The organism is Myxococcus sp. RHSTA-1-4 (assembly GCF_020037125.1).
Taxonomy (GTDB): domain Bacteria; phylum Myxococcota; class Myxococcia; order Myxococcales; family Myxococcaceae; genus Myxococcus.
This window is the reverse complement of sequence record NZ_JAIQDG010000014.1, coordinates 19,164-42,188: the sequence shown is the minus strand read 5'-3', so window position 1 is coordinate 42,188 and position 23,025 is coordinate 19,164. Positions and strand designations below refer to the sequence as shown.

22 protein-coding genes are annotated in these 23,025 nt (G+C 71.4%); 7 read left to right on the top strand and 15 right to left on the bottom strand.

The window, feature by feature from the left end; genetic code table 11:
• Positions 1-96: 96 nt before the first annotated feature.
• The 5 genes from K8638_RS19750 to K8638_RS19730 all read left to right on the top strand — a co-directional run bounded on the left by K8638_RS19750 (position 97) and on the right by K8638_RS19730 (position 4,433).
• Positions 97-978, top strand: a complete 882-nt coding sequence (locus K8638_RS19750; RefSeq protein ID WP_223756111.1) for a tryptophan 2,3-dioxygenase family protein — start codon at positions 97-99, stop codon at positions 976-978.
• Between the two features lie 70 nt (positions 979-1,048).
• Positions 1,049-2,086: a methyltransferase gene (locus tag K8638_RS19745; protein ID WP_223756110.1), complete on the top strand. Its 1,038-nt coding sequence runs from the start codon at positions 1,049-1,051 to the stop codon at positions 2,084-2,086.
• Positions 2,087-2,201: 115 nt separating this feature from the next.
• On the top strand, positions 2,202-2,672 hold the full coding sequence (locus K8638_RS19740; protein ID WP_223756109.1) for a ferritin-like domain-containing protein: 471 nt from the start codon (positions 2,202-2,204) through the stop codon (positions 2,670-2,672).
• Positions 2,673-2,778: 106 nt separating this feature from the next.
• The gene (locus K8638_RS19735) at positions 2,779-3,570 is read left to right on the top strand and encodes a dienelactone hydrolase family protein (RefSeq protein ID WP_223756108.1); all 792 of its coding nucleotides are present in this window, start codon (positions 2,779-2,781) and stop codon (positions 3,568-3,570) included.
• A gap of 455 nt (positions 3,571-4,025) precedes the next feature.
• Entirely contained in the window at positions 4,026-4,433 is a 408-nt protein-coding gene (locus K8638_RS19730) for a response regulator (RefSeq protein ID WP_223756107.1), read from the top strand.
• Between the two features lie 25 nt (positions 4,434-4,458).
• Here the strand turns inward: K8638_RS19730 and K8638_RS19725 are convergent, their stop codons facing one another.
• From K8638_RS19725 to K8638_RS19705, 5 genes are all read right to left on the bottom strand, one after another.
• Positions 4,459-5,763, bottom strand: coding sequence for an AarF/ABC1/UbiB kinase family protein (locus K8638_RS19725; RefSeq protein ID WP_223756106.1), 1,305 nt, complete (start codon positions 5,761-5,763; stop codon positions 4,459-4,461).
• A gap of 185 nt (positions 5,764-5,948) precedes the next feature.
• Positions 5,949-7,883 carry a serine/threonine-protein kinase gene (locus K8638_RS19720; RefSeq protein ID WP_223756105.1) on the bottom strand — a complete coding sequence of 645 codons (1,935 nt, stop codon included), beginning with the start codon at positions 7,881-7,883 and terminating at the stop codon, positions 5,949-5,951.
• Between the two features lie 624 nt (positions 7,884-8,507).
• Positions 8,508-9,053, bottom strand: coding sequence for a hypothetical protein (locus K8638_RS19715; RefSeq protein ID WP_223756104.1), 546 nt, complete (start codon positions 9,051-9,053; stop codon positions 8,508-8,510).
• A 247-nt stretch (positions 9,054-9,300) separates the two neighbouring features.
• Positions 9,301-10,104 carry an ABC transporter permease gene (locus tag K8638_RS19710; RefSeq protein WP_223756103.1) on the bottom strand — a complete coding sequence of 268 codons (804 nt, stop codon included), beginning with the start codon at positions 10,102-10,104 and terminating at the stop codon, positions 9,301-9,303.
• A gap of 3 nt (positions 10,105-10,107) precedes the next feature.
• Positions 10,108-10,896, bottom strand: a complete 789-nt coding sequence (locus K8638_RS19705) for an ABC transporter ATP-binding protein (protein WP_223756102.1) — start codon at positions 10,894-10,896, stop codon at positions 10,108-10,110.
• A gap of 260 nt (positions 10,897-11,156) precedes the next feature.
• Here K8638_RS19705 and K8638_RS19700 point away from each other — a divergent pair, with 260 nt between their 5' ends.
• Positions 11,157-12,683, top strand: a complete 1,527-nt coding sequence (locus K8638_RS19700) for an aldehyde dehydrogenase family protein (protein ID WP_223756101.1) — start codon at positions 11,157-11,159, stop codon at positions 12,681-12,683.
• The gene (locus K8638_RS19695; RefSeq protein WP_223756100.1) at positions 12,683-13,081 is read left to right on the top strand and encodes a DUF779 domain-containing protein; all 399 of its coding nucleotides are present in this window, start codon (positions 12,683-12,685) and stop codon (positions 13,079-13,081) included. Before K8638_RS19700 ends, K8638_RS19695 begins: the two co-directional genes overlap by 1 nt.
• Positions 13,082-13,152: 71 nt before the next feature.
• On the opposite strand, the gene K8638_RS19690 is transcribed toward K8638_RS19695, so the two are convergent.
• The 10 genes from K8638_RS19690 to K8638_RS19650 form a co-directional block, all read right to left on the bottom strand.
• On the bottom strand, positions 13,153-15,645 hold the full coding sequence (locus K8638_RS19690) for a GAF domain-containing protein (RefSeq protein WP_223756099.1): 2,493 nt from the start codon (positions 15,643-15,645) through the stop codon (positions 13,153-13,155).
• A gap of 174 nt (positions 15,646-15,819) precedes the next feature.
• Positions 15,820-16,776, bottom strand: a complete 957-nt coding sequence (locus K8638_RS19685; RefSeq protein WP_223756098.1) for an aldo/keto reductase — start codon at positions 16,774-16,776, stop codon at positions 15,820-15,822.
• Between the two features lie 136 nt (positions 16,777-16,912).
• Positions 16,913-18,088 (bottom strand): alkaline phosphatase PhoX, encoded by a 1,176-nt coding sequence (locus K8638_RS19680; RefSeq protein ID WP_223756097.1) that lies wholly within the window; start codon positions 18,086-18,088, stop codon positions 16,913-16,915.
• A gap of 111 nt (positions 18,089-18,199) precedes the next feature.
• Entirely contained in the window at positions 18,200-18,469 is a 270-nt protein-coding gene (locus K8638_RS19675) for a DUF5985 family protein (RefSeq protein ID WP_223756096.1), read from the bottom strand.
• Between the two features lie 12 nt (positions 18,470-18,481).
• A complete protein-coding gene (locus K8638_RS19670; RefSeq protein ID WP_223756095.1) occupies positions 18,482-18,742 on the bottom strand; it encodes a DUF5985 family protein in 261 nt (86 codons plus the stop codon).
• Positions 18,735-19,139 carry a hypothetical protein gene (locus K8638_RS19665; RefSeq protein ID WP_223756094.1) on the bottom strand — a complete coding sequence of 135 codons (405 nt, stop codon included), beginning with the start codon at positions 19,137-19,139 and terminating at the stop codon, positions 18,735-18,737. The genes K8638_RS19670 and K8638_RS19665 overlap by 8 nt, the downstream gene beginning before the upstream one ends.
• Before the next feature lie 75 nt (positions 19,140-19,214).
• On the bottom strand, positions 19,215-20,018 hold the full coding sequence (locus K8638_RS19660) for a CheR family methyltransferase (RefSeq protein ID WP_223756093.1): 804 nt from the start codon (positions 20,016-20,018) through the stop codon (positions 19,215-19,217).
• A 195-nt stretch (positions 20,019-20,213) separates the two neighbouring features.
• On the bottom strand, positions 20,214-20,348 hold the full coding sequence (locus K8638_RS44580; RefSeq protein ID WP_255662803.1) for a hypothetical protein: 135 nt from the start codon (positions 20,346-20,348) through the stop codon (positions 20,214-20,216).
• 68 nt (positions 20,349-20,416) lie between these two features.
• Positions 20,417-20,938, bottom strand: a complete 522-nt coding sequence (locus K8638_RS19655; protein ID WP_223756092.1) for an immunity 52 family protein — start codon at positions 20,936-20,938, stop codon at positions 20,417-20,419.
• A gap of 204 nt (positions 20,939-21,142) precedes the next feature.
• Positions 21,143-23,023: a carboxymuconolactone decarboxylase family protein gene (locus tag K8638_RS19650; protein ID WP_223756091.1), complete on the bottom strand. Its 1,881-nt coding sequence runs from the start codon at positions 23,021-23,023 to the stop codon at positions 21,143-21,145.
• Between the last annotated feature and the right edge of the window lie 2 nt (positions 23,024-23,025).

Sequence of the window (23,025 nt, the reverse complement as noted above, 5' to 3'; positions counted from 1 at the left end):
AACACCGCAGTTCCCCCCACCCCCCCGAGCCGTGATAGCTCGGGGGCCTCACCCTCACCTCCTTCCGAAGCCTCACCCCCCCCTCCGGAGGGCCCCATGCACACGACTACTGATTACAGCTACGCGCAAAAGTTACGACAAGAACTCTCAGCCCCCCTCTTCAACCCCCTGCTGAAGAAGTGGGTGGGCCGGGGGGAGCTGGACTACGAGGTCTACCTGAAGACACCGGAGCTGCTGTCCTTGCAGGTGGAGGAGGAGCAGCGCGTCGCGCACGACGAGCTGATGTTCCAGGTGGTGCACCAGGCGCAGGAGCTGTGGCTGAAGCTGGCGTCTCGTGAGGCGGTGGAGGTGGTGGCGGAGCTGGACGGGGGCGCGCTGTGGGCGGCCTCGGCGCGGCTGGAGCGCGTCAGCCGCGTACTGCGCACCATGGTGTCGGAGCTGGCGGTGCTGGAGACGATGACGCCGGACACGTACCAGGTCATCCGTCGCAGCCTGGGCAACGGCAGCGGCCAGGAGTCCCCCGGCTACAACATGCTGCGGCACGCTGCGGCCGGGCTGGAAGGGGCGCTGGAGCGGCTGCTCGCGCGGCACGAGCAGACGCTGAAGTCCGTCTACAGCGCCGGCGGGCCGGACGACCTCAAGCGCATCTGCGAGCAGCTCGTGGACGTGGACGAGGCCTTCCAGGGCTGGCTGCACGCGCACTTCCAGCTGGTGCGGCGCACCATCGGCGTGGACCGCTCGGTGAAGGCGCTGGACGGGCTGCCCACGCAGGTGCTCGCGGGGCGGATGACGATGCCACTGTTCCGCCAGCTCTGGGACGTGCGCGTGGAGCTGACGTCCGCGTGGCGGCGCGAGGGCGGCCTGGCCCCGGGCGCCAGCCGCGAGGGCTGCATGCACGCGGGCCCGGGCGCGTACACGGCGCCCCGCCCTGGAGGCGGCTGCCCGGCGCATGGCGCCTTCCCTCCCGCGGAGCTGTGAGCGAGAAGCGCGCGACGGCGGCGGTGCTCCGGAAGGGGCACCGCGAAGCCCCAGCCATGAAAGGTGAGCCATGACGATGGAGCTCTCGTCCCCCGCGGCCTCGCCGCGTGCCCTGTTGCACCTGCTGTTCAACGGCGCGCGTGCGGTGGACGTGGTGGAGGCCTCCCTCCAGCTCGGGCTGCTGGACGCGCTGGAGCCGGGCCCCGTCACCCTGGGCGAGCTGGCCGCGCGGCACGGCCTCATCCCCGGGCGCCTCTACAAGCTGATGGACTGCCTGGAGAGCCTGGGGCTGGTGCGGCGCGAGCAGCCGTCCGACGCGCTGGAGTCCGCGCGCTACCAGGCGGTGCCGGGCCTGCGCGCGGCGGCGGAGGCCGTGCTGGGCCCGCGCTCGCTGGAGAGGGACAGGGAGAAGTACGCCTGGCGACAGCTGCACGGGCGGCTTCCCGAGGTGCTGCGCGGCGAGCACGCCATGCCCGCCGACGCCTTCGACTGGCCCCCGCGCACGCCGGAGCAGGTGGCGGGCTTCGAGGCCAGCATGGCGGCGGGCCTGCCCCCCATCCTCGAGACGTTCCGCGCGCACGGCCCCCGGCTGTGGCACGGCGGCGCGCGCCTCCTGGACGTGGGCGGCGGTGACGGCACGCTGGCGGCGCACCTCGTGCGTGAGCACCCCGGCCTCAGGGTGGACGTCTACAACCTGCCGGCCACCGCGCCGCTGGTGGCGCGCACGCGTGAGCGCCACGGCCTGCCCCCGGAGCGCCTGGGCTTCGTGGGCGGGGACTTCCTGAAGGAGCCGCTGCCGCGGGGCTACGACGCGATTTCCTTCGTCCGCGTGCTGCATGACTGGCCGGCGGACACGGCGCGCGCGCTGCTGAAGGCCGCGTGGGAGGCGCTGCCCTCCGGAGGCCGCGTCCTCATCTGCGAGGAGTTCCGCACGCCGGAGCGGCTGGCCGCGCAGTTCTTCTGGTCCTACTTCCTCATCGGCGTGGACTCCTGCGTCAGCCGGCTGCGCGAGGTGGAGCACTACCTGCGCGTGCTGGACGAGACGGGCTTCACACGCGCCGAGGTGCTGCCCGGCCCCTTCGAGCTCGTCGTCGCTTTCAAGTCCTGACGCGTTACATCCCGGAGTCCCACACCCTGTCCTGAATGTCAGGGCCGCATCGTACGAAGGGGCGATTCCGGCCCCTCCCTGGAGGGCACACGCTGACTTCACGCCCGAGGCGCCCATGCTCTCGAAGGACCAGCTGGACCTGTTGCGGGAAATCATCTTCCTGGACGCCGACGCGGCCGCCTCCCACGCCGCCGCCCTCCAGCGCGTGGAGGTGCCCTCGCTGAGGGTGCGCCTGGACGCCTTCCGGAACGAGCACCTCCACCACCTCCAGGTCCTCAACGCCTGCCTCGAGCGTCATGGCGAGGCGCCAGTCACTCCGAGCCTGGAGGTGCGGCACGGCCCGCTGGTGGGCCGTCCCCCGGTAGGAACGAAAGGCCCCCTGCGCATCGAAGCGGCCCTCACGGCCGTCACGGGCTGCGAGCACCTGGTGGAGCGCAGTTATGCGCTGCTGCTCCGGGACACGTGGCCTCCGGAGCTGGAGGCCCTGCTGCGCCACCACCTCGCCCAGGAGCGTGAGCACGCCCTCTGGCTCCACGAGGCCCTGGGCAAACGCCTCTGGGAGCCCGCCCTGGCCGCCCTGACCTGAGGGCGCCCGCCTGCTCCCAGGACTGGCCTGTACCGTGCAATCATCCAGGTGCAGGCAGTGAACGACTTCTTGGCTGACGCAGTCCGACAAAGGAGAGGGACTCCGCATGAAGAAGCAGGGTTCACGCAGGTCGGATGAGAGCGCGGGGAAGGCCGTCCGGGGGTTGGTGGACTCGGGACAGGGCTCCGCGGCCTGGATGCCTCCGGCGAGCAACGGCGAGGTGCGGGTGCCGGTGGACGAGGGCGTGGAGCTGCAAGGCCTCCTCCAGGTGCCCACCGCCGCCACGGGTGTCGTGGTGCTGGTGCGTGGCCATGGCAGCAGCCGGCGCGGAGCGCGGGACCTGAAGGTGGCGCGCCTGCTCCAGGCGGAGGGGCTCGGCACGCTGGCGGTGGACCTGCTGACGGCGGCGGAGGAGGAGGCGAAGCGCGAGAGGGATTTGCGCTTCAACCTGGGCCTGTTCGCGGGGCGGCTGGCGGGCGTGGCGCGCTGGCTGCGGCGCGCGCCGCGGACGAGCGGCCTGAAGGTGGGCTACCTGGGCTCGTACACGGGCGCGGGCGCGGCCCTGGCGGCCGCCGCGCTGCGGCCTGAATCCGTGGACGCGGTGGTGTGCCGCGGCGGAAGGCTGGCGCTGGCGGCAACGGTGCTGTCGCGCGTGCGCGCACCCACGCTGCTCATCGCCGGCGGCGAGGACACGTCCACGCTGGAGCCCCACCGCCGCGCCCTCGGCCTGCTGTCCGCGGAGAAGCGGCTGGAGGTCATCCCCGGCGCCACCCACCACTTCGAGGAGCCCGGCGCCCAGGCCCGCATGGTGGAGCTGGCCGGCCTCTGGTTCCTCCAGCACCTGGGTGCGTCGCGCTGGGAGACGGAGCCCGCCGCGTCCCAGGCCCTGGGCGGGTAGCGAAAAAGCGGCGGGCCAGGGCAGTTGGGGAACACTGCCCTGGCCCTCCTGGGGGGACAACCCCGGCGTGGGGGACGGCGCGCGAGCGCGCCTGACGCCGTGGTTCCACCCAGAGTGACACCGCTACAGGCGCACGGATATCGGCCGCCGGTCGAATGCCCTGGAGGACGGCCCCGAGTGCGGGGCCTCACGCTCAAACGGTGGCCGGCCCGCGAAGCCCACGGACAGAGCGCCGTCGAGCCCCTCATGACGCACCGGGTGCCGCTCTACCCGCCCCGCGTTCCAAGCTGCGCGGCTTTTACAGAGACGCATCGTGGAGGCAGGCGAGCGGCGGACCCGTGGGGTAGCGACACGGGGACGCGGGTGCGGGATACTCTGCTGAGGGGCCCGAGCCCGGCGGTGGAGCCGGGAGCGCGGTCGTGAACCCATTCCGCACTTCTCATGGGGGAGGAGTCATGTCGGAGATGAAGATCCGCGTCCTGGTGGTGGACGACGATCAGGACCAGCTCGTCCTGGCGGAGCGAACGTTGTCCGCCTTTGGCTTCGACGTGCGCACCCACCGCTCCTCGCTGGGCGTGTCCAACCTGGTGCGGACGTCGGCGCCAGACCTGGTGCTGCTGGACGTGAACATCCCCGCGCTCAGCGGCGACAAGGTGCTGGCACTGGCGCGGGCGCAGGCCCCGGCGGGCACCAAGTTCATCCTCTTCTCCGCCTCGGACGAGTCCAAGCTGCGCGCCCTGGCGAGGGCGTCCGGCGCGGACGGCTACATCTCCAAGAGCGTGCAGGGCGAGGAGCTGGCCCAGAAGCTGGAGGCCATCCACCAGAAGGGCCGCACTCCCGAGGCCACTCCGGCCGTCCGGTAGCGTCCCCGGGGCGGAGCGGGCCACTTCAGCCCAGCAGCTCCGCCACTTCCAGGTACACGCCGCGGAAGTCCCCCCGCGCGCCGATGAGCCGGAGGTTCTGCGCCAGCCCGCCGGTGGAGCGGAAGAACATCACCGCCTCCGCGGGCGGTTTGATTTTCAGGAAGCGCGGCGCGTTGCGCGCGAAGTGGTTGCGCATGTCGCGGGTGATTTCACACGTCGCGTAGTCGTACGGCGTGGTGCGCATGGGGCGCCCGGCGATGTGCAGCACCTCGCGGATGAGCTCCTCGGCCTCCGCGTCCGGCAGCTCGACGGTGAAGCCCACCTCCCTGCTGAGGCCCAGCACGTCCATGGACTCCATCCGCATGGCGTGTTGGAACATGCGCTGGTTGGCGCTCACGAAGCGCGGGCTGAAGCGCTTGATGCTGCCGAAGTCCAGCAGCCCCAGCCGCCCGTCCGGCATCACCATGAAGTTGCCCGGGTGCGGGTCGGCGTGGATTTCCCCCGCGAGGAAGAAGGGCCCGTAGGTGGCGAGGATGAGCTGGCGCGCCACGCGGAAGCGCTCCTCGTTGGAGGGACTGGTGACGACCCAGTCCTTGAGCGTCAGCCCCTCCAGCAGCTCCAGCGTCAGCACGCGCCCGGTGCTGTGGCTGGAGACGACCTCCGGCACGTACAGGTCCTTCAGCGGCGCCACGCTCTTCGCGAAGCCGCGGGCCAGCGAGGCCTCGCGGCGGTAGTCCAGCTCCAGCAGCAGCTCGTCGCGGAACTCCTGGAAGTAGGCGGAGCCATCCATCAGCTTCGACGCCAGGGACACCGTCTTCACCACCATGCCCAGGTTCTGGAGGTCATGGGCCATGGAGTCGGCGATGCCGGGGTACTGCACCTTCACCGCCACCGCGCGGCCGTCGTGCAGCACGGCGCGGTGCACCTGTCCCAGGGACGCGGCGGCCAGGGGCTCTCGGCTGAACTCGCGGAAGGCCTCCTGGGGCGGGGCGCCCAGCTCCTCGCGCACCACGCGGGACACCTGCTCGTGGGACATGGCGGGGGCCTGGTTCTGCAGGCGCGCCAGCACCTGCCGCACCTCGGGGGTGAGCAGGTCCGGGTCCATGGAGAGGGCCTGGCCCAGCTTCATGGCCGCGCCCTTCAGCTCTCCCAGGGTGGAGACCAGCGCCTCCGCGGCCCCCTTGCCGAGCAGCTCCGGCGTGCCCCCGGCCAGGCGCTTCGCGCCGCTCTTGAGCACCTCCGAGCCCACCTGCATGGAGAGGCCCGCCAGCTTGCGCATTCGGGTGAAACGGCCCTGGGGAGGCAGCGTGTCGTCGGAGTCCGTGGCCATGGAGAAGAGGTGGATTAACGGGGAGCCGCTCTCCGGACGCAAGGCGCGACGCCCCACCCCGTGTGCCCGGCTGGGCCACCAGGAGCCAGGCTCATCGCCCCCATCGGCCGGAGCAGGCGCGTCACCCGCATCGGCCGGAGCAGGCGCGTCACCCGCATCGGCCGGAACAGGCGCGTCCCCCGCGCCTACCGGGGACGGGGAGCGGGCGTGTTGCCACGCAGCCGGGCGCGGAGGGAGCGCCAGCGCTTGAGCCCCTCCAGGTCCAGCGGGTCCGTGCGCACCGCGGACTCGTAGGCGGCGAGCGCCTCCTCCATCCGCCCCACGGACGCGAGCGCGTCCCCGGACAGCCGGTGGACGGCGGCGCGGCCGTCCCGTCCCGGGTGGGCGGCGAGGAAGCGGCGGCGGCAACCCTCCAGGGCGGTGACGGTGAGGCCGGCGGCGAGGCAGCGCTCCACGCCCTCCACGTTGCCCAGCGTCGCGTCGTACTCCGCGCGCCGCTCCACGTGGCCCAGCACGTGGAAGGCCGCCGACACCCGCTCCTCTGCCTTCTCGAGCTGGGCGCGCTGCCCCATGGACAGGGTGCGCGTCTTCAGCGGCTCCAGCGCCGCGCGCGCCTTCTGGGCGGCGGCCCGTACCGTCTCGTGCGTGGCGTCGCGGGGCACTTCCAGCGCGGAGTAGTGGTCCCCCGTCAGCCGGGAGCGGAACCCCTTGAGGGTGCTCTCCGCCACGGCGTCCTCCTGCCCGGAGACGGAGACCGGCACCGGCGTGGGCGGCTCCAGCCGCGCGCCGGACTTCATCCGCGTCAGGGCCTCCTGGAACGCGGGCGAGCTGTCGCGAAGCTGCACGCCGAAGCCGGAGGCCATGCGCCACGCGCGGGCCTGCTCCGCGGTGACGTGGCGCACCACCTGGCCCGTGCAGGCCAGCTCGCCGCCGGGCAGCCGCAGCAGCAGCCCCACGTCGGACAGCAGCGGCGGGGGCGCCGCCTCCGAGTGCAGGAAGAGGCCGGCGCGGCCCATCCACTCGCAGCGCAGCTCCTGCGAGTGCGTCGTGCCCGCCACGCGTACCCGCGCGGTGAAGGTGACGGGCGCCGCGGGCTCCTCCGGCGCGGCGGTGAGCGACGCGACGAGGGCCTCGCGCAGCTCCGCGGCGCTGGCGTAGCGGTCCTCGGGGCGCTTGGCCAGTGCGCGCAGGAGCACGCGCGACAGGGCCGGAGGCACGCCGGGCTTCACCTGGTGCGGCGGCACGGGCGTGCGCTGCAGGTGCCCCACCAACACCTCCGCCGCCGTGCGCCCCGCGAAGGGCACCTTCCCGGTGACGAGGTAGTAGCCCAGCACGCCCGCCGCGTAGATGTCCGTGCGCGCGTCCACCGGCGCGTCACTGCACTGCTCCGGCGCCATGAACTCCGGCGTGCCCAGCAGGATGCCCGCTTCCGTGGTCATCTGGCCCGCGGGCCGAGACAGCAGCTTGGCGATGCCGAAGTCCAGCAGCTTCACCCGCTGGCGCCCCTGCGGGCCCGGCACCAGGAAGACGTTGGCGGGCTTGAGGTCGCGGTGGACGATGCCGTGCGCGTGCGCGGCGCCCAGCGCGTCACACACCTGCGTCAGCAGGTCCACCGCCAGCGCCGGCTCCAGCGCCCCCTGCGCGAAGGCCGCCAGGCTCTGCCCCTCCAGGTACTCCATGACGAGGTAGGGGCGCCCGTCGCGCGTGTCCAAATCGTAGAGCGTGACGACATTCTCGTGCTGGACGAGCGTCATCGTGCGCGCCTCGGACAGGAAGCGCGCGACGAGGTCCGGGTCCTGCGCCAGGTGCGCGTGCAGCACCTTGATGGCCACGCGCTTCTGGATGAGGGCGTGCTCGGCCAGCAACACCGTGCCCATCCCGCCGCGGCCCAGCTCCTTCAGCAGCCGGAAGTGGCCGAGCTGCTTGCCCACGAGCTGGGAGGGCGTGGGCACGGGCGTGGCCGGCACCGCGACGACACCCGCGGGAGGCGTCCCCGCGAACAGCATCGTGCCCCCGTCCACCGGCGTGTCCCGATGCGCGCGTACCCACGTGGGGCACTCGCTCAGGTCGGTGTGGGCGGGCACACAGGAACAGGCGGCGATGGCGGGGTGGGAGAACACGGACCGGGGATGTTGGAAGGAGCGGGGAACAGCGGGGCGATTGGGTACCAATGCGAGGCACGTGCCACGAGGGATTCAAATCCGCTCGCGCCGGGGCTTCACGGCAAGGCGTTGATCTGCTTCGGATTTCGGACAGTGACGGGAGCAACTCCTCCCTGTAGGTCCCATGACGCCCCCCTTTCCGACGGCAGAAACTTCAGCCAGCCGGTTGAAAACATTACCGCCAGCCTCCCTCCAGCACGACTTCCTTCCCACCTCCCAGATAACGCGCTGGAAGCGGTTTGTTGGGCGGAACACGGTGCGATTGGCCCCGTGGAGCCCCGGCACCTGGGAAAGAGCTGGAAGCCGGGTCCTGTCGCGCGCTGCCTCCACGCGGGCGCAAGGGGTGCGCGGCGCGGGCCTGGCATCACGCGGAGCCCCGGCCTGGCGATGCGGAAGCCTCTGGCTTCACGCGGCTTTCACGGAAAAAAGGCCCACCCACGCGCGGCGCTACAGCGCGCCACGGGATGGACCCGAGCGGGCGCCCGGAACAGGCGTCCGTGACCAACGCGCCCGCGTTCACCGGGAACGCGGGCGCTGGGACCTCCCTGTCCACTACCTGACAGGGAGGTGCCCGGTGGGGCATCAGCCGATGATGGGCTCGCAGTAGCCCTCGGACGAGCAGGTCAGCCCGTCGCAGCAGACCACGCCGCCGCCGCAGGTGCTGCCCACCGGCGCGCACTCGGAGCCCGTGCCCGCATCCACCTCGCCGGTGCCCGCGTCCGTCCCACCGGTACCCGCGTCCGTCTCGCCGGTGCCCGCGTCCACCTCGCCGGTGCCCGCGTCCACCTCGCCGGTGCCGCCGTCGCTGCCACAGGCGCCCAGGGTGTCACCGTGCTTCAGGTGCGCCTTCACCGCGGGCAGGCCCACGGTGATGCTGTGCGCGTTGGCCGGGTTACCGGGGGGGATGTGGCAGATGGTGACCTTGCTCGGGTCCCTCGCGATTCCACCGCCGTTGCCGTTGCCCTCCTCGCCTTCGGCGGAGCCGGGCGCGCTGTTCAGCCCGCCGCTCTGCGGGTCGGTCGGGGCCTGCTCGTCGCCAGTCTGGGGCGAGCCACCGCATCCCCCCGCGAGCAGCGTGCAGAGGGCCACCATCGCGGCGGAAGAGGAAATGAGCTTGAGAGGTCGCATACTGTTCTCCTGTTACAGGTGTCAGGGTGTTACCCGGCGCCCGGGGCCCCCTGCCGCCATCCGCGCCATCCGAGACTTCACTCCCGGATGCCCCGCGGGGCAGCGGTGTGAGCGTCGCGTCCGGAGCCGCATCGCGGCCAATCCAGGTGCCTGCCCCCCGCCGGTGAATCGTGACCCAGTATAGACCTTCTTGACCCACCAGCGGCCACGCGCCCGGCTCGCAAGGATTCGCTGGAAAAATGAACCCTTAGCTCACACTTTCGGCGCTGTAGCGGGCAATGAGGCCCGTGCGTACGGCATGTCGGTGGACGCGCGAGAAGAACGCACTCGCGAGCAGTACCTGCACCACGGCGAGCCCTCCACCCCACAGCAGCGCACTCCCGGAGAAGGCGCCGCCGGAGACGAGCGCGCGCATCCCCTCGAACACGTACGAAGGCGGCAGGAGCCGGGCCACGTGCCGCATCCACTCGGGCAGCGTGGACAGCGGGTAGAAGACGCCGGCGAAGGGGGAGATGAGCGCGGGGATGGGCCAGACGAACCACTCCGAGGCCGGCCCGAGCCGCAGCACCAGCGCGCAGCCGAAGATGCCGATGGCCACACCGAACAGGAAGAGCACCGCCAGGAAGGGCACGAACATCGCCCCATAGGCGGCGAAGGACAGGCCGAAGACGGCGGTCGCCAGCACCAGCATCACCGCGAGCCCCACCGCGCTGGTGGCGATGGTGGAGAGCACGAGCCCGCAGACGTACTCGGAGATGGACAGCGGCGTGGCGAAGACGTTGAGGAAGTTGCGGGACCACACGTCCTCGAAGAACACCATCGTCACGCCCTGCATGACGCGCGTGAAGAAGTCCCAGAGGAGCACGGCCCCCAGCAGCCTGTGGACGAAGTCGAGTCCGGGCGTGGCGACGGTGTTGAGGTAGCGGCTCATGAAGCCCCACAGCACCATGTCGATGGCCACCCACGCGAAGAGCGGCAGGAAGCGCGCGACGCTCCCCTTCAACAGGTAGAAGTGGCGGAGCGCGACGGCGGCGGCGCGGCGTGGGCGCATGGCTCAGACCCTCTCCAGCGAAAGCGGCTCGCGCGCCACGGCGATGAAGAGCTCCTCGAGGGACGCCTTGCCGTGCTCGCCCGGCAGCGTGCGCGGGTCTCCCTCCAGGAGGACCTTGCCGTGCGACAGGAAGAGCACGCGGTGGCAGACCTCCTCCACCTCGTACATGTTGTGGGACGTCCACAGGACACCGCCGGTGCCGTGCGCGGCGAAGCCGCGGATGCGGGCGCGGATGTCGCGCGCGGTGGCGGGGTCCAGCGAAGCGGTGGGCTCGTCGAGGAGCAGCAGGTGCGGGCGGTTGAGCATGGCCTTGGCCAGGGCCACGCGCGTCTGCTCGCCCGAGGAGAGCACGCCGCAGCGCGTGTCGCGGAAGCGCACCAGGTCGAACTCCTCCAGCAGCTCGGCGATGCGCGCGGACAGGGACTTCACGCCGTAGATGAGGCCGAAGACGCGCAGGTTCTGGTACACGGTGAGGTTTCCCGGCAGGGGCGAGTAGACGGCGGCGAAGTTGGTGCGTTCGAGCGCCGCCGAGCGCTGCCGGGCGAGGTCCACGTCCTCGATGCGGATGGCGCCGGAGGTCGGCTCCAGCACGCCGAGCAGCATGTTGATGGTCGTGGTCTTCCCCGCGCCGTTGGGCCCGAGCAGCCCGACAATCTCGCCCCGGCCCACGTCGAAAGAGACGCCGTCGACGGCGACCGTGTTGCCGTATGCCTTTCGCAGCGCGGAGACCGAGAGCACCTTCGACGTGGGCGGCACCCGCGAGGGCCCGGGCGTCGTCACTGGAGTCACCATGGGGGGCGGCATTGTTCCCCAGCTCACGGCGAGGTGCTCCGCAATCGTGAGCCTGGAGCGGTGACTTTGGGGTGGAGCAACAGGCGCGGACGGAGGGTGGCGGGCTCACCTCACTGAGCGTGGACGTGCCTCTCCGCCGTGACGCGCCGCGACTGGTGACTTCCGAACGAGAACCGGCCCTCCAGGGCCGGTGACGTTCCACTGGCGCACCCACCTATCCTCCCAGCCCTCACCCACGCCACCGATGCGGGAGGTCGCGCATGTCGAAGGTCTATGAGGCTCCGGGACAGAAGGGCAGCCTGGTGCAGTTCAAGAACCGGTACGGCAACTACATCGGTGGTGACTTCGTCCCACCGGTGAAGGGCCAGTACTTCGAGAACCTCAGCCCGGTGAATGGCAAGCCGTTCTGCGAGGTGGCGCGCTCCACCCACGAGGACGTGGAGAAGGCGCTGGATGCCGCGCACCGGGCGAAGGAGGCGTGGAGCCGCACCTCGGTGGCCGAGCGCGCCAACATCCTCAACAAGGTGGCCGACCGCATCGAACAGAACCTGGAGATGCTGGCGGTGGCCGAGTGCTGGGAGAACGGCAAGCCGGTGCGCGAGACGCTCGCCGCGGACCTGCCGCTGGCCATCGACCACTTCCGCTACTTCGCCGGCGCCATCCGCGCGCAGGAAGGCAACATCAGCCAGCTCGATGACCACACGGTGGCGTACCACTTCCACGAGCCGCTGGGCGTGGTGGGGCAGATCATCCCCTGGAACTTCCCGCTGCTGATGGCCACGTGGAAGCTGGCCCCGGCGCTGGCCGCGGGCAACTGCGTGGTGCTCAAGCCCGCCGAGCAGACGCCCTCCTCCATCCTCCTGCTGATGGAGCTGGTGGGAGACCTGCTGCCTCCCGGCGTGGTGAACGTGGTGAACGGCTACGGCATCGAAGCCGGCAAGCCGCTGGCCAGCAGCAAGCGCGTGGCGAAGGTGGCCTTCACCGGCGAGACGACGACGGGCCGGCTCATCATGCAGTACGCGTCCGAGAACCTCATCCCCGTGACGCTGGAGCTGGGCGGCAAGTCCCCCAACGTCTTCTTCGAGGACGTGTTCGACAAGGACGACGACTTCGCGCGCAAGGCGGTGGAGGGCTTCACCATGTTCGCCCTCAACCAGGGCGAGGTGTGCACCTGCCCGTCCCGCGCGCTGGTGGCCGAGCGCATCTACGAGGAGTTCATGCACCACGCGCTGGAGCGCACGCGCAAGCTGGTGCAGGGCAACCCGCTGGACACCGCGACACAGGTGGGCGCGCAGGCGTCCAATGACCAGCTCGAGAAGATTCTCTCGTACATCGACATCGGCAAGAAGGAGGGCGCGAAGGTGCTCACGGGCGGCGGCCGCAAGGTGCTGCCGGGCGCGCTGGCCGAGGGCTACTACGTGGAGCCCACGGTGTTCGAGGGCCACAACCGGATGCGCATCTTCCAGGAGGAAATCTTCGGCCCGGTGGTGTCGGTGACGCGCTTCAAGGACATGGAGGAGGCGCTGGCCACGGCGAACGACACGCTGTACGGGCTGGGCGCGGGCGTGTGGACGCGCGACCAGAACACCGCGTACCGTATGGGCCGGGGCATCCAGGCGGGCCGCGTCTGGGTGAACTGCTACCACCTGTATCCGGCGCACGCGGCGTTCGGCGGGTACAAGCAGTCCGGCATCGGCCGGGAGAACCACGGGATGATGCTGTCGCACTACCAGCACACGAAGAACATGCTGGTGAGCTACGACCCGAAGCCCACGGGCCTGTTCTGATGACCGTGGAGCGCGTCGCGGTGACAGCGGCGGCGGAGGCCCTCCTGCGCAGGCTGCGGGAGGTGCACGGCCCGCTGCTGTTCCACCAGTCGGGAGGCTGCTGCGACGGCAGCGCGCCCATGTGCTTCCCACGCGGTGAGTTCCGCGTGGGGCAGCAGGACGTGTACCTCGGCACCATCGTCGACACGCCCTTCTACATCTCCGGGCCGCAGTTCGAGTACTGGCAGCACACGCACCTGACGGTGGACGTGGTGCCGGGACGCGGCAGCGGCTTCTCCGTGGAAGCCCCCGAGGGCGTGCGCTTCCTCATCCGCTCCCGCGTCTTCGACGACGCGGAGTACCACGCGCTCCAGCAGCAGGGCCCGCCCCCTCGCGGGCCCCAGCCCGAGCCTCGCTGACGCTCCAGCCCGCCAGGCTCACTCCGTGGGTCTGGCGGGCGCGGGTGGGGTAGACTTCGAGGTCCAAGGGCTCACCCTCCTCCACGAGGAGTCCCGCGCGGCAGCCGCACGGTGAAGACGGAGCCCACGCCCTCGCGGCTCTCCACCTCGATGCGTCCGCCCATGGCGTCGACAATCTGCCGGCTGATGTAGAGCCCCAGGCCCAGCCCGCCGTAGTGCCGGTCCGACACGGCGCGCTCGAACCGGCCGAACAGGCGCGGCAGGTCCGCGGCGGCGATGCCGATGCCCTCGTCGCTCACCGACAGCCGCACCGCGTCCTCTCCCTCGGGCGTGGCCTCCACCCGCACGGGCCGGCCCGCGCCGTACTTCGCCGCGTTGGTCAGCAGATTCACCAGCACCTGGTCCAGCCGCAGCAAATCCCACCGGCCTGGTAGTGGCCCCGGCACGTCCACCCGCACCGAGCACCCGGCCTGGATGAACACCTCCTCCATCCGGTCCACCGCGTCGCGCACCGCCTGTCCCAGGTCCACCTCGGTGGGCTCCAGCGCCAGCCGTCCCAGGGAGATGCGGCTGACGTCCAGCAGGCTGTCCACCAGCGCGGTGAGCCGGTGCACCTGCCGCATGGCGGTGGACAACCGCGGCCCCACCTTGTCCCGCGCCTCGCCGAGCGCGCGGTCGATGAGGCCGTGCTGCAGCTTCAAGCTGGTGAGCGGCGTCTTCAACTCGTGGCTGGCCACGGAGAGGAACTCGTCGCGCAGCCGCACCGCCGCCTGCGCGTCCCGGTACAGCGACGCGTTCTCCAGCGCCACCGCCACCCGCCTCGCCAACTCCTCCGCCATGGTGACGTCGGAGGTGCCCAGCCGCCGCTGCGGCGGTGCGGTGCCCAGGGTGATGACGCCCAGCGTGCGCCCGCGCGTGCGCACCGGCACCGCGAGCAGCGAGTGCGGGTCCAGCGCCTCCAGCAGCGCCCGGTGCTCCGGCCCCTGCCACATGCGCTCGCGCAGGTCCGCGCCCACCTCCGGCAGGTAGCGAGTCTCGCCCGTCTGGAAGCACTCGCGCGCCGGGTGCAGCGTCCCCTCGCTCATCGAGGGCGACAGCGTGGAGAGCACGAACGCGTCGCGCGCCGCGTCCCGGTGGGAGGCGGCCACGCAGCGCAGGGCACCGTCCGGGCCCACCAACTCCACCAGGCAGCAGGTGGCCACGCTGTGCGCCGCCACGCGCGCCACGTGCTCCAGCGTCCACTCCACGTCGTCCAGGTGCTCGGCCAGCGCGCGGCTCGCGTCCAGCAGGAAGAACAGCCGCTCCTCGGCCTCCTTCCCCATCTCCAGCGCATGGTGGAGCCGCTCCCCCCGCTCGCGCAGCGCCTCGTACAGCGCCGCGCGCTCCAACGCCTGCGCGCACTGGTACGCCAGCGCCTTCAGGAAGTCGCGCTCCACCGAGGGGAAGGCGCGCGGTGTGTCCCAGGTGAGCAGCAGGAACCCCCGGCTGCCCTTCTCCACCAGCAGGGGGAGCACGGCCCGCGCGCCCTCGCCCAGGGCCTCCGCGACGTCCCGCGACAGGCCGGACGCGTACGCCTCCGGCACCTGGTGGGAGAACCAGAGCGATTCGCGCCGCTCCAGCGCCTGGCGCAGCAGGGGGGCCTCGCCCACCTTCACGCTCCGTAGGGAGTCGAGCAGGGCCGGCGAGTAGCCGAAGGAGCCCCGCACCTCGATGCCGTCCTCCCGGCCCAGCTCGAGGACGGCGCCGCGCACCGCGCCGGTGAGGCGCAGCCCCTCGCGCATCACCACCTCCGCCACCTCCTCCGCGGTGACGGCGCGGGACAGCGCCGCGGTGACGGCCTGCAGCCGCTCGGTGCGTACCTGCGCCTCGCGGGCCTCCGCGTACAGCAGCGCGTTGTCCACCGACAGGCTGGCGCGGCGGGCCAGCTCCAGCGCCATCTCCAGGTCCGCCTCGCTGAAGCGCGCGCCCGCGTCGCTCCGCACCAGCGAGACGGCCCCCAGCGCCCGGCCGAGCCCCCGCAGGGGCACGATGATGCCCGAGCTGACGCCCAGCCGCCGGGCCACCTCGAGCTGCTCGCCGGTACGCACGAGGCCCGGCAGCACCGAGTCCGCCACCTCCGGAAGGAGCACCGGCTCACCGGTGCGCAATACCTCGGAGCAGCGCTCCGGCGGCTCCAGGTCCGGCGGCTGGAGGTGCGCCAGCTCGTGGATGAGCGCCACCTTCCCGGACTCGCGGTGCGCCGCGGCCACGCGCTCCACCTGCCCGTCGTCGGTGAGGAAGTCCACCGCGCACCAGTCCGCCAGCACCGGCACCGTCAGCTCCGCCAGCTGCTGGAGCACCGTCCGCCAGTCCAGTGACGCGGATAGCAACTCCCCCGCGCTGGCGAGGAACGCGATGCGCTCCTCCGCGTCGCCATTGCCGCGGGCGCGGAGGACCTTCACGGGCCCGGCGCCGGAGCCTCCCGGCCCTTCCGGAGCGGACACACCCCCACCGTCGCCGGAGGCGGAAGACGGGGGAGCGGCCTCGAGCACGGGCCGCGAGGAGGACGGAGGGCGGCTCGACATGGGCCCCCCAGATAATGACGCCTTCGCGACTCGGACAACGGCGCGTGCCCCCGGGTACGAGCCGACTGTCCGCTGGCGAACCGGCGCCTCCTCCTTCCGTCCGTGAAAGGCGGCGCGGTGCCCTCCCGGGCCGGTACGGAGCATGCGCCCCGCATCCCGGCCCACCCCGGCGGCTCAGCCCGCGCCGGTGGCGGCGGCGGGCGGGTCCCACCAGACGGCGCCCTTGCCCTGGATGGCCTCCCGTGCCCGCTCGCGCACCCGCGCCATCTCCTCCGTGGACAGGAGCTGGAAGGCGGCGGCCGCGCGCAGCGCCGCGTCCTGCTCGTTGGGGTGGCTCATGCCCATCAGCATGACGTCCGGGTCCAGGGTGAGCGTGTAGCGCACGCACGCCTCCACGCTCAGGTGCGGCAGCGACGGAGCGCCCCGGTCCTCCCGTCCACCGGAGCCCACCTTGCCCCGCGGCCGGGCCTCCAGCGGCCGGCCGTAGCCCTCCGTGTCTCCCAGCAGCTTGCCCGCGCCGAACGTCTTGAAGGACACCACGCCCACGCCCAGCGAGCGCGCCAGCGGGAGCACGTCCAGCACGTAGCGCGCGTCCACGAAGGGCCCCAGGGGGAACATCACCACGTCACACAGCCCGGAGCGCAGCGCCGCGCGCAGCACGTCCGGGTGGTGGCTGGAGATGCCGCGGAAGCGCGCCTTGCCCTCGCGCACGCACCGGCCGAGCTGCTCCATGCCCCCGCCGGGCGCGGCCAGCCGCTCCCATGCCGCCAGCTCCGACACCGCGTGGAAGACGAACAGGTCCACCGCGTCCTGGCCGAGCCGCCGCAGGCTGCCCTCCACCTGCGGCGCCACCGGCGCGTCGTGCTCGTCCACCTTGTCGATGAGGAAGACGCCTTCGCGCCGGCCTCGCAGCGCCTCGCCCACCGCCTCCTCGCTGAGGCCCTCCTCGTAGTTGGGCGCGGTGTCGATGACGTTGAGCCCGGCGTCCAGCGCGCGGCGCAGCGTGGCGACGAGCGTCTCTCGGGGCGTGGAGCGGTCGGCGATGTCGCCGATGCCCACCGCCGTGGCGGTGAAGCCGGTGCGCCCCAGGGCGCGGCGCGGCGTGAAGCGGGGAAGCGCGGAAGCGGCCATATGCCGCCGGTTCTGCGGGAGCGCCCGGCCACCGTCAAGCGGCCATGCGCCCCGCCGCGAGGCACCGTGCAATGCGAGCCACGGCGCCCCCCGCGCGGCGTTCCCCGGACGACGTCCGCGCGCGCCCGGCCGGGGCTCAGCGGAACGGGCCGCTCACCTCGAAGGTGATGCCCCCGCTCGACGAGCCGGTGGTGCCGCGCTGCGAGCTGAAGTACAGCCGCCGCCCGTCCGGGCTGAAGGCCGGCCCGCAGATTTCGGAGCTGGAGTGCCCCTCCAGCTTGATGAAGGGCGCCACCACCCGGTTGGGGCCCGGGGTGATGATGCAGATTTCCATGTTGCCGCCGTCCTCGGCGACGAAGAGGTCCCCCGAGCGCGACACCGTGACGTTGTCCACGCCGGTGAGCGGCGAGCCGGCATAGAGATTGTCGTCGTAGATGACCTCCAGCGCGCCGGTGGCCGGCGTGTGGGCCCACACGCGGTTGTCACCCTTGGTGGTGAAGTAGATGACGCCGCTGTCGTACCAGCAGCCCTCGCCGCCGTTGAACACCGTCGTCTTCGACGCCACCGAGGACTGCGAGGACGCGGGGCTGGAGGCCGAGCACACCACCCAGGTCAGCGTGGCCGTGCCGGCCAGCGGGTCTCCATTCACCTTCGCCGCCTCCAGCGTGCCCGCCGCCAGCGAGGGCCACGCGGACGGCGTGAAGCGGTAGAAGCGCCCGCTGGTGGTGTCCTCCGTGAGGTACAGCCGCTGACCCACGGGGTCCACCGCCACCGCCTCGTGGTTGAAGGTCCCCATCGCCCCGCGCACCACGCCCTGCGAGGCCTTCGTCGGGTCGCACTCCCACACCCGGCCGCTGCTGGTCTCCTCGCACGACAGCCACGTGCCCCACGGCGTGGGCCCGCCCGCGCAGTTGCGCGAGGTGTTGGAGAGGATGCGGTAGGCGCCGGCAATCGCGCCGCCACCGTCGAAGCGCACCGCGCTCACGCCGCCGCCACCCGAGGACATCTCGCTGTTGGACGTGTACACCCAGCCCCCGTCCGCCATCGCGAAGCACGCCCCGCCGTCCGGCGCCGAGTGCCACTTGTACGTCGTGCCGCCCACGTTCTGCCCCGAGCGGGCGATGATGCGAGACGTGAAGCCCGCGGGCAGCCGCACCCCGTTGACGTCCGGCGAGCCGGACATGGCGCCGTACGGGCTCGGCCCCGGCTGGGCCGGCGCGGCATAGGCCTCCTTCCAGAACCCCGGGCCCAACGCCAGCGCGCCGCCACCCAGCGCGGAGAGACGAAGGAAATTACGACGGTCCAGGCGCATCCGTGCTCCTCCAGGAACAGAAAGGTCTGGAGGCGCGTATTCCACGAATTCGAGGAATCCGGAGGTGACGTTTCCGCGAGGAACCGCTGACAGTCCTGTGCCGGACAGGGGCTACTCGCTGCCGCGGCCGGCGCGGTTCTTGTCCCAGATGGCGTAGAGGATGAGGAGGAAGGCGAGGAGGCGGACCACGTAGATGTAGTGGCGCCGCTCGTCTCCCACGTCGAGCAGCGCGGCGGCCACGGCGTTGACGGCCATCAGCAGGAAGGCCAGGGAGAAGAAGGAGAAGAGCCTGTCGCGCGACTGCTTCCAGAAGCGCAGGAAGAACAGCGCGCTCGCCAGGCACGCCATCGCCAACGCACCGTTGAGCATGGACCTGAGCATGTGCGAGCTACCTCACGAGGCGTCCCAGATGAGGCCGTAGAGCAGGATGGACACGCTGGCCAGCGTGGTGAGCACGCGGGGCAGGTACAGGTCCACCGTGGTGGAGAGCACGACCAGGTCGATGAAGAGCATGATGTTGCTGACGCCCAGCCCCACGAAGCACAGGCCGCTCCACAGCAGCAGCCGGGACTGGCTGCGCCCGTAGGCGCGGAGCAGCAGCACCGCGCACGCCACCGCCGTCAGCGCACAGAGGATGTAGACCGCCTCAGCCATGGCCGCCGTCCTTGTCCTTCTTCAACACGAAGGCATCAGCGAAGCCCCGGACCTTGTCCAGGGGCCGCGAGAAGATGAAGGAAATGACGCTCACCCGCTTCGCTGCGTACACCGCCGCCAGCTCCGTCACCGCCTGCACGTCCTCCGAGCTCGCGGGACTGTAGCGATAGGCCGGAGGCGTGGCCCCGTCGTCCACCAGCAGCCGGCGGGCAGTGAGGTCCGCCAGCCTCGCGGCCGCGGAGGATTCTGTGATTCGCAGCTCCAGGCTCACCGCCGACGCCGTCCACTCCCTCTCCGCGCGAGCCCGAAGCAGGAGGAGCACCTCCAGCTTCTCGAGGGAGTCGATATGCGAGGTGATGAAGCGCTGGACCCGCGAGGGAAGTCCGGCGTCACTCACGAGCCCACCTTGCCCATATTCATTGGTGCGTCAACCATTTGCCGCCGCGCGATGTTCAGCGTCCTGCGGGGCGGGTCAGGGCCGTCCGGCCGGGCACCTCCTCGGGAGGAGAGCCTTCCCGGTGCGCCTGCCCAGCAGCACTGTCTCCGGGCGGCCGTGCATTCGGGGGAGCAAGCCCGCCGGCAGGCGCTCGCGCGTGGGCGGCCCGCTCATGGCAGCCCCCGGGCGCGCGGCGCCCAGCACAGGCGCGCCAGCCAGGCTCCCACGGTGCCCGGCGACAGGCGCGCCACCTCGCCCTCCTGCCCCTCGCCCCCCTCCCAGTCGTTGCCCACCACCGCCACGCGGCCACCGCGCAGCGCGCCCTTGCCGCCCGCCCTCCACGTACCGGCGCGCATCGCCCTCGGAGGGCAGCGGCAGCACGCCGGTGCGCGCGTCCGCCAGCAGCCCCTCGCTGGAGTCGGACGCGTACAACCGGCGCTTCCCCCACAACCCCTCCTCCAGGAGGAGGATGGCCAGGGCGTAGGTGTCCTCGCCGGTGCCGCAGCCGGCATGCCACACGCGCACGGACGGCCAGGTGCGCAGCACCGGCACCACCCGCGCGCGGAAGTCCCGGAAGAAGGCCGGGTCCGAGAAGAGCGACGCCGGCGTGCAGGACAGCGTCCGCAGCAGGCCCTCCAGGGCCTCTCCGTCGTGCAGCACGCGGGCCTGGAGGGCGGAGAAGGTATCCAGCCGCTCCTCGCGCAGGTGCCACCGCAGCCGCCGGAGCAGCAGCGGCCGGGCATGGCTGCGCAGGTCGAAGCCCCACTGCCGGGCCACGCCCTCCAGGAGCAGGTCCACCTCGATGGACTCCAGCTCCGCGTCAGGGGAGACAGTGCTCAACTGGAGACCTCCGAGCGCGTGCCGCGGGCCCGCGCGGTGCATGCAGCCAGACGCGCCTCTCGGCAGCGCGGTGCTCTCATTCATCCACGCGGACCGGGGCAGCCCCCGGGATGGGTGCCCCTGGTCACCAGACGACAGTCACCTCCCGCGATGTTCGCCACATGACAGCGTCCCGGACTGTGCGTGTACGGCGCTTCACGAGCACATCGAGCGCAGCCGTTCGATGCGCTCCGGCAGCCCGCGGAGGAACTGCTCGTCCGAAGACTCCACCGTGGCCTTGAGAGCGGAGGGCGTGGTGCCCGCGCCCTCCGGGAGGCTGTGCGGAAGCACCTGGCGGCGCCAGCCCGCGAGTGCGCAGCAGAAACGCAGAGGGGCCGAGCCATCGGCCTCTCACGTCTCTACGGCTGGGGTTGGAGCGGCTTCAGCAGCCCCGCCCGGTCGAGCAGCTCTTGCACCCGCTCGGCCAGCGACACGTGCTCCGAGTTGCTGACCGTGAAGCGCTCTGGAGTGAGGACGATGAGAGTGCCCTTATCTTCCACGGGCTCGATGCGAGCGGGGGCGGGCATCGGAGGCACTACTCCCCGCTGCCGCGCAAGGTAGGTGGCCCATCCGATGTAGGGAGATTTCGGAACGCGACGAGATTCGGCCATGTCGCGGTGAGCGTGCGACATGACAACGCCCCAATCAGGCTCCCAGGCAATAGCGGTGGCTCGCAGCAAACCGGCGAGAGGCTGCCAGGTGAGCACTCGGCCAGCATTCGAGCCTTGAATGGGCAGATCGAACAGCCAGAAGTTGCTTACTCGCGCAGAGTAGCCGCCGCACGTAGCATCGAAACTGCTGGCATCTCTGTCGTCGAGAACCCCGTTCCAGCTACTGAATGGGAATGCCCCAGCCGGGGAAGACGGACACACGTCTCCCATCTCGCTCGGCTGCGCGGGAGAAGGTGAGTCTGGCGCGACTGGGCAAGTGCTACGGCATGCATCCTGGGCTGGTCGGGCAATGGATGAAGCAGCTGATGGAGCGAGCGGCGACCGCGTTCGAGCGTCCAACCAGCCTCATCCCGAACACCGCGTCTACCCGTACCTGCTCCGCGGACTTGCGATTCAAAGGTGGATGTGCCCGGGTCAGAACTCCCCAGTGCGCGCGGCCTGCTCCGCGGAGATGAACACCCGTTCCTCGCCGGACCGCAGCCGCGCGAGGACCTCCTCTGCGGCCCGTGGGTTCAGGAGCAGCTCGCCCACCGTCTCGGCGGCCCTCGATGGCGACATCCCCTCTACGTCTGGCGGCTCTGAACCCAGCTTCAAGAGGGTCGACAGCCGGCCCAGCCCATCGAGATGACCAATCATCATCGCCAGCTCGGAAATCTGGTGATGAAGCAGTCGCGTATAGGCGACCTCCAACGAGTCCCCATCCAGCGACATGTCGAGCCGCCTCAGCCCTGCTCGCACCTCGCGCCGGTTCTCCCGGTCCAGCGCCTCACGGAGCGCCGGCTCCCACCGGTGTGCCCCATGCGGCCGCGTGAGGACCTCCTCCGTCCAGTCCATGGCCGCCCGCTCCAGCGGAGTGAAGACACTCTCGGGAGCACCCCGGTGGTCATGCACATGAACGAGCACCGCGCTGGCGCGCTCCAACGCCCGCGCCCGGGCCCGCGCCTCCTCCGCATCGTCCATGGCCTGCAACCGGAACGCCCCCGCGCCGTGCTCACGGAGGAAGTCCTCCAGCACGAGCCGCGTGTGGTGCTCCAGCCCGGAGCGGCACCGCAGCAGCCGGTACACCTTCTGGCTCACCACCGCCTTCAGACGACTCGTGACGAAGCCGCCCGTGTGGGTGCCGCTTCTCCACGCGTCCTCGTTGAAGAGCAACGGCAGGGCATACCGCGGCACGAAGCGGGCCAGGTCCGGATGGTGCCGCAGCGCGGAGGTCAGGCTCGCGGGGAAGAAGCGCCCGGAATCCGCCCCCTCCTCCAGCGGCACACGAGCCCCCTGGAGCCGGGCGGACTCCACGACGACGCGTCCCCCCAGGATGGCCTGGAGCGGCAGCGCGGCGACGGGAGGAGGAAGCAGCGAGGCCATGCCCTTCCCGCCCGCCTCGTTGAGAGCATTGGTCCGCGTTATCACCGGCGCCGGTACGACGGCCTTCAGGGCCTCCGCCAGGAAGTCCTCATCGGGAATGCTCAGCGCCGTGAAGGGCGCCGACAGCGCGACGAACTGGAGGCACATGAAGGCCAGCTCCACGACCTGGCCGTTCACGAGCTGCTCATTCCACTCCGGGGAGAGCCCCCGGTGCGCCCGCGCCGCCTCCCGCGTCACCTCGTCCAGCGCGGCCCCTTCCAGTCCTCGGAGCAGCCCCAGGCTCCGGGCCCGCCGAGCGGCGTGGAGCTGCTCCAGCCAGAGGCCCTCCGTCTCATGGCGCCGCTCGTTGTCCTCACCGAGCGCCGCCCGCAGCTCCGCGTATTGCGCGTCCGTGTATTCCTTCGGATTCGTCGTGAAGGCCTCCGCGAAGTCGAGGGCCGCCCGCTCCAGCCGCGAGTAGACGCCGGGATGCGCCCGGTGCTCGTCCAGGTGGCACCACCGCTCCACGAAGTCCTCGTCGCTCAATCCATACTTCTTGAAGGTGAGCCGCGCGATGAACGCATGGTGCGTCATCGTGTACCAGGAGCGGCGCTTCATCGCGACGAGGCCGAGGACCTGCTCGCGCAGGGGACGCGGCAACATCCCCGCGCTCCTCACCCCATCGCGGAATGACGGCTCGTCGAAGATGAGGCCCCCCGAGTAGTGGAGCTGGTGCTCCAGCACGGCGGGAATCTGGAGGAAGTACCGGGCCAGGTGGTTGCGAAAGGGCTGGGGGTTGGGCTGGTCGCTCCAAATCCAGTCGCTCATGGCCTGCAGCCCGAGCGTCCAGTTGCGGTTGCCGGTGCGCGGGTCGGCATCCTCCAGGGGCACGGAGCATGGCACCCGCCGTTCCTGGGAGAGAGGCTCGACCGTTCCATACAGAGGGGGAGACATGG

Excerpts from the sequence above, each read along its gene's own strand:
- K8638_RS19750 (WP_223756111.1), top strand. The coding sequence starts at position 97 with ATGCACACGACTACTGATTACAGCTACGCGCAAAAGTTACGACAAGAA.
- K8638_RS19745 (WP_223756110.1), top strand. The coding sequence starts at position 1,049 with ATGACGATGGAGCTCTCGTCCCCCGCGGCCTCGCCGCGTGCCCTGTTG.
- K8638_RS19740 (WP_223756109.1), top strand. The coding sequence starts at position 2,202 with ATGCTCTCGAAGGACCAGCTGGACCTGTTGCGGGAAATCATCTTCCTG.
- K8638_RS19735 (WP_223756108.1), top strand. The coding sequence starts at position 2,779 with ATGAAGAAGCAGGGTTCACGCAGGTCGGATGAGAGCGCGGGGAAGGCC.
- K8638_RS19730 (WP_223756107.1), top strand. The coding sequence starts at position 4,026 with ATGTCGGAGATGAAGATCCGCGTCCTGGTGGTGGACGACGATCAGGAC.
- K8638_RS19725 (WP_223756106.1), bottom strand. The coding sequence starts at position 5,763 with ATGGCCACGGACTCCGACGACACGCTGCCTCCCCAGGGCCGTTTCACC.
- K8638_RS19715 (WP_223756104.1), bottom strand. The coding sequence starts at position 9,053 with ATGCGACCTCTCAAGCTCATTTCCTCTTCCGCCGCGATGGTGGCCCTC.
- K8638_RS19710 (WP_223756103.1), bottom strand. The coding sequence starts at position 10,104 with ATGCGCCCACGCCGCGCCGCCGCCGTCGCGCTCCGCCACTTCTACCTG.
- K8638_RS19705 (WP_223756102.1), bottom strand. The coding sequence starts at position 10,896 with ATGGTGACTCCAGTGACGACGCCCGGGCCCTCGCGGGTGCCGCCCACG.
- K8638_RS19700 (WP_223756101.1), top strand. The coding sequence starts at position 11,157 with ATGTCGAAGGTCTATGAGGCTCCGGGACAGAAGGGCAGCCTGGTGCAG.
- K8638_RS19695 (WP_223756100.1), top strand. The coding sequence starts at position 12,683 with ATGACCGTGGAGCGCGTCGCGGTGACAGCGGCGGCGGAGGCCCTCCTG.
- K8638_RS19690 (WP_223756099.1), bottom strand. The coding sequence starts at position 15,645 with ATGTCGAGCCGCCCTCCGTCCTCCTCGCGGCCCGTGCTCGAGGCCGCT.
- K8638_RS19685 (WP_223756098.1), bottom strand. The coding sequence starts at position 16,776 with ATGGCCGCTTCCGCGCTTCCCCGCTTCACGCCGCGCCGCGCCCTGGGG.
- K8638_RS19680 (WP_223756097.1), bottom strand. The coding sequence starts at position 18,088 with ATGCGCCTGGACCGTCGTAATTTCCTTCGTCTCTCCGCGCTGGGTGGC.
- K8638_RS19675 (WP_223756096.1), bottom strand. The coding sequence starts at position 18,469 with ATGCTCAGGTCCATGCTCAACGGTGCGTTGGCGATGGCGTGCCTGGCG.
- K8638_RS19670 (WP_223756095.1), bottom strand. The coding sequence starts at position 18,742 with ATGGCTGAGGCGGTCTACATCCTCTGTGCGCTGACGGCGGTGGCGTGC.
- K8638_RS19655 (WP_223756092.1), bottom strand. The coding sequence starts at position 20,938 with ATGGGAGACGTGTGTCCGTCTTCCCCGGCTGGGGCATTCCCATTCAGT.
- K8638_RS19650 (WP_223756091.1), bottom strand. The coding sequence starts at position 23,023 with ATGTCTCCCCCTCTGTATGGAACGGTCGAGCCTCTCTCCCAGGAACGG.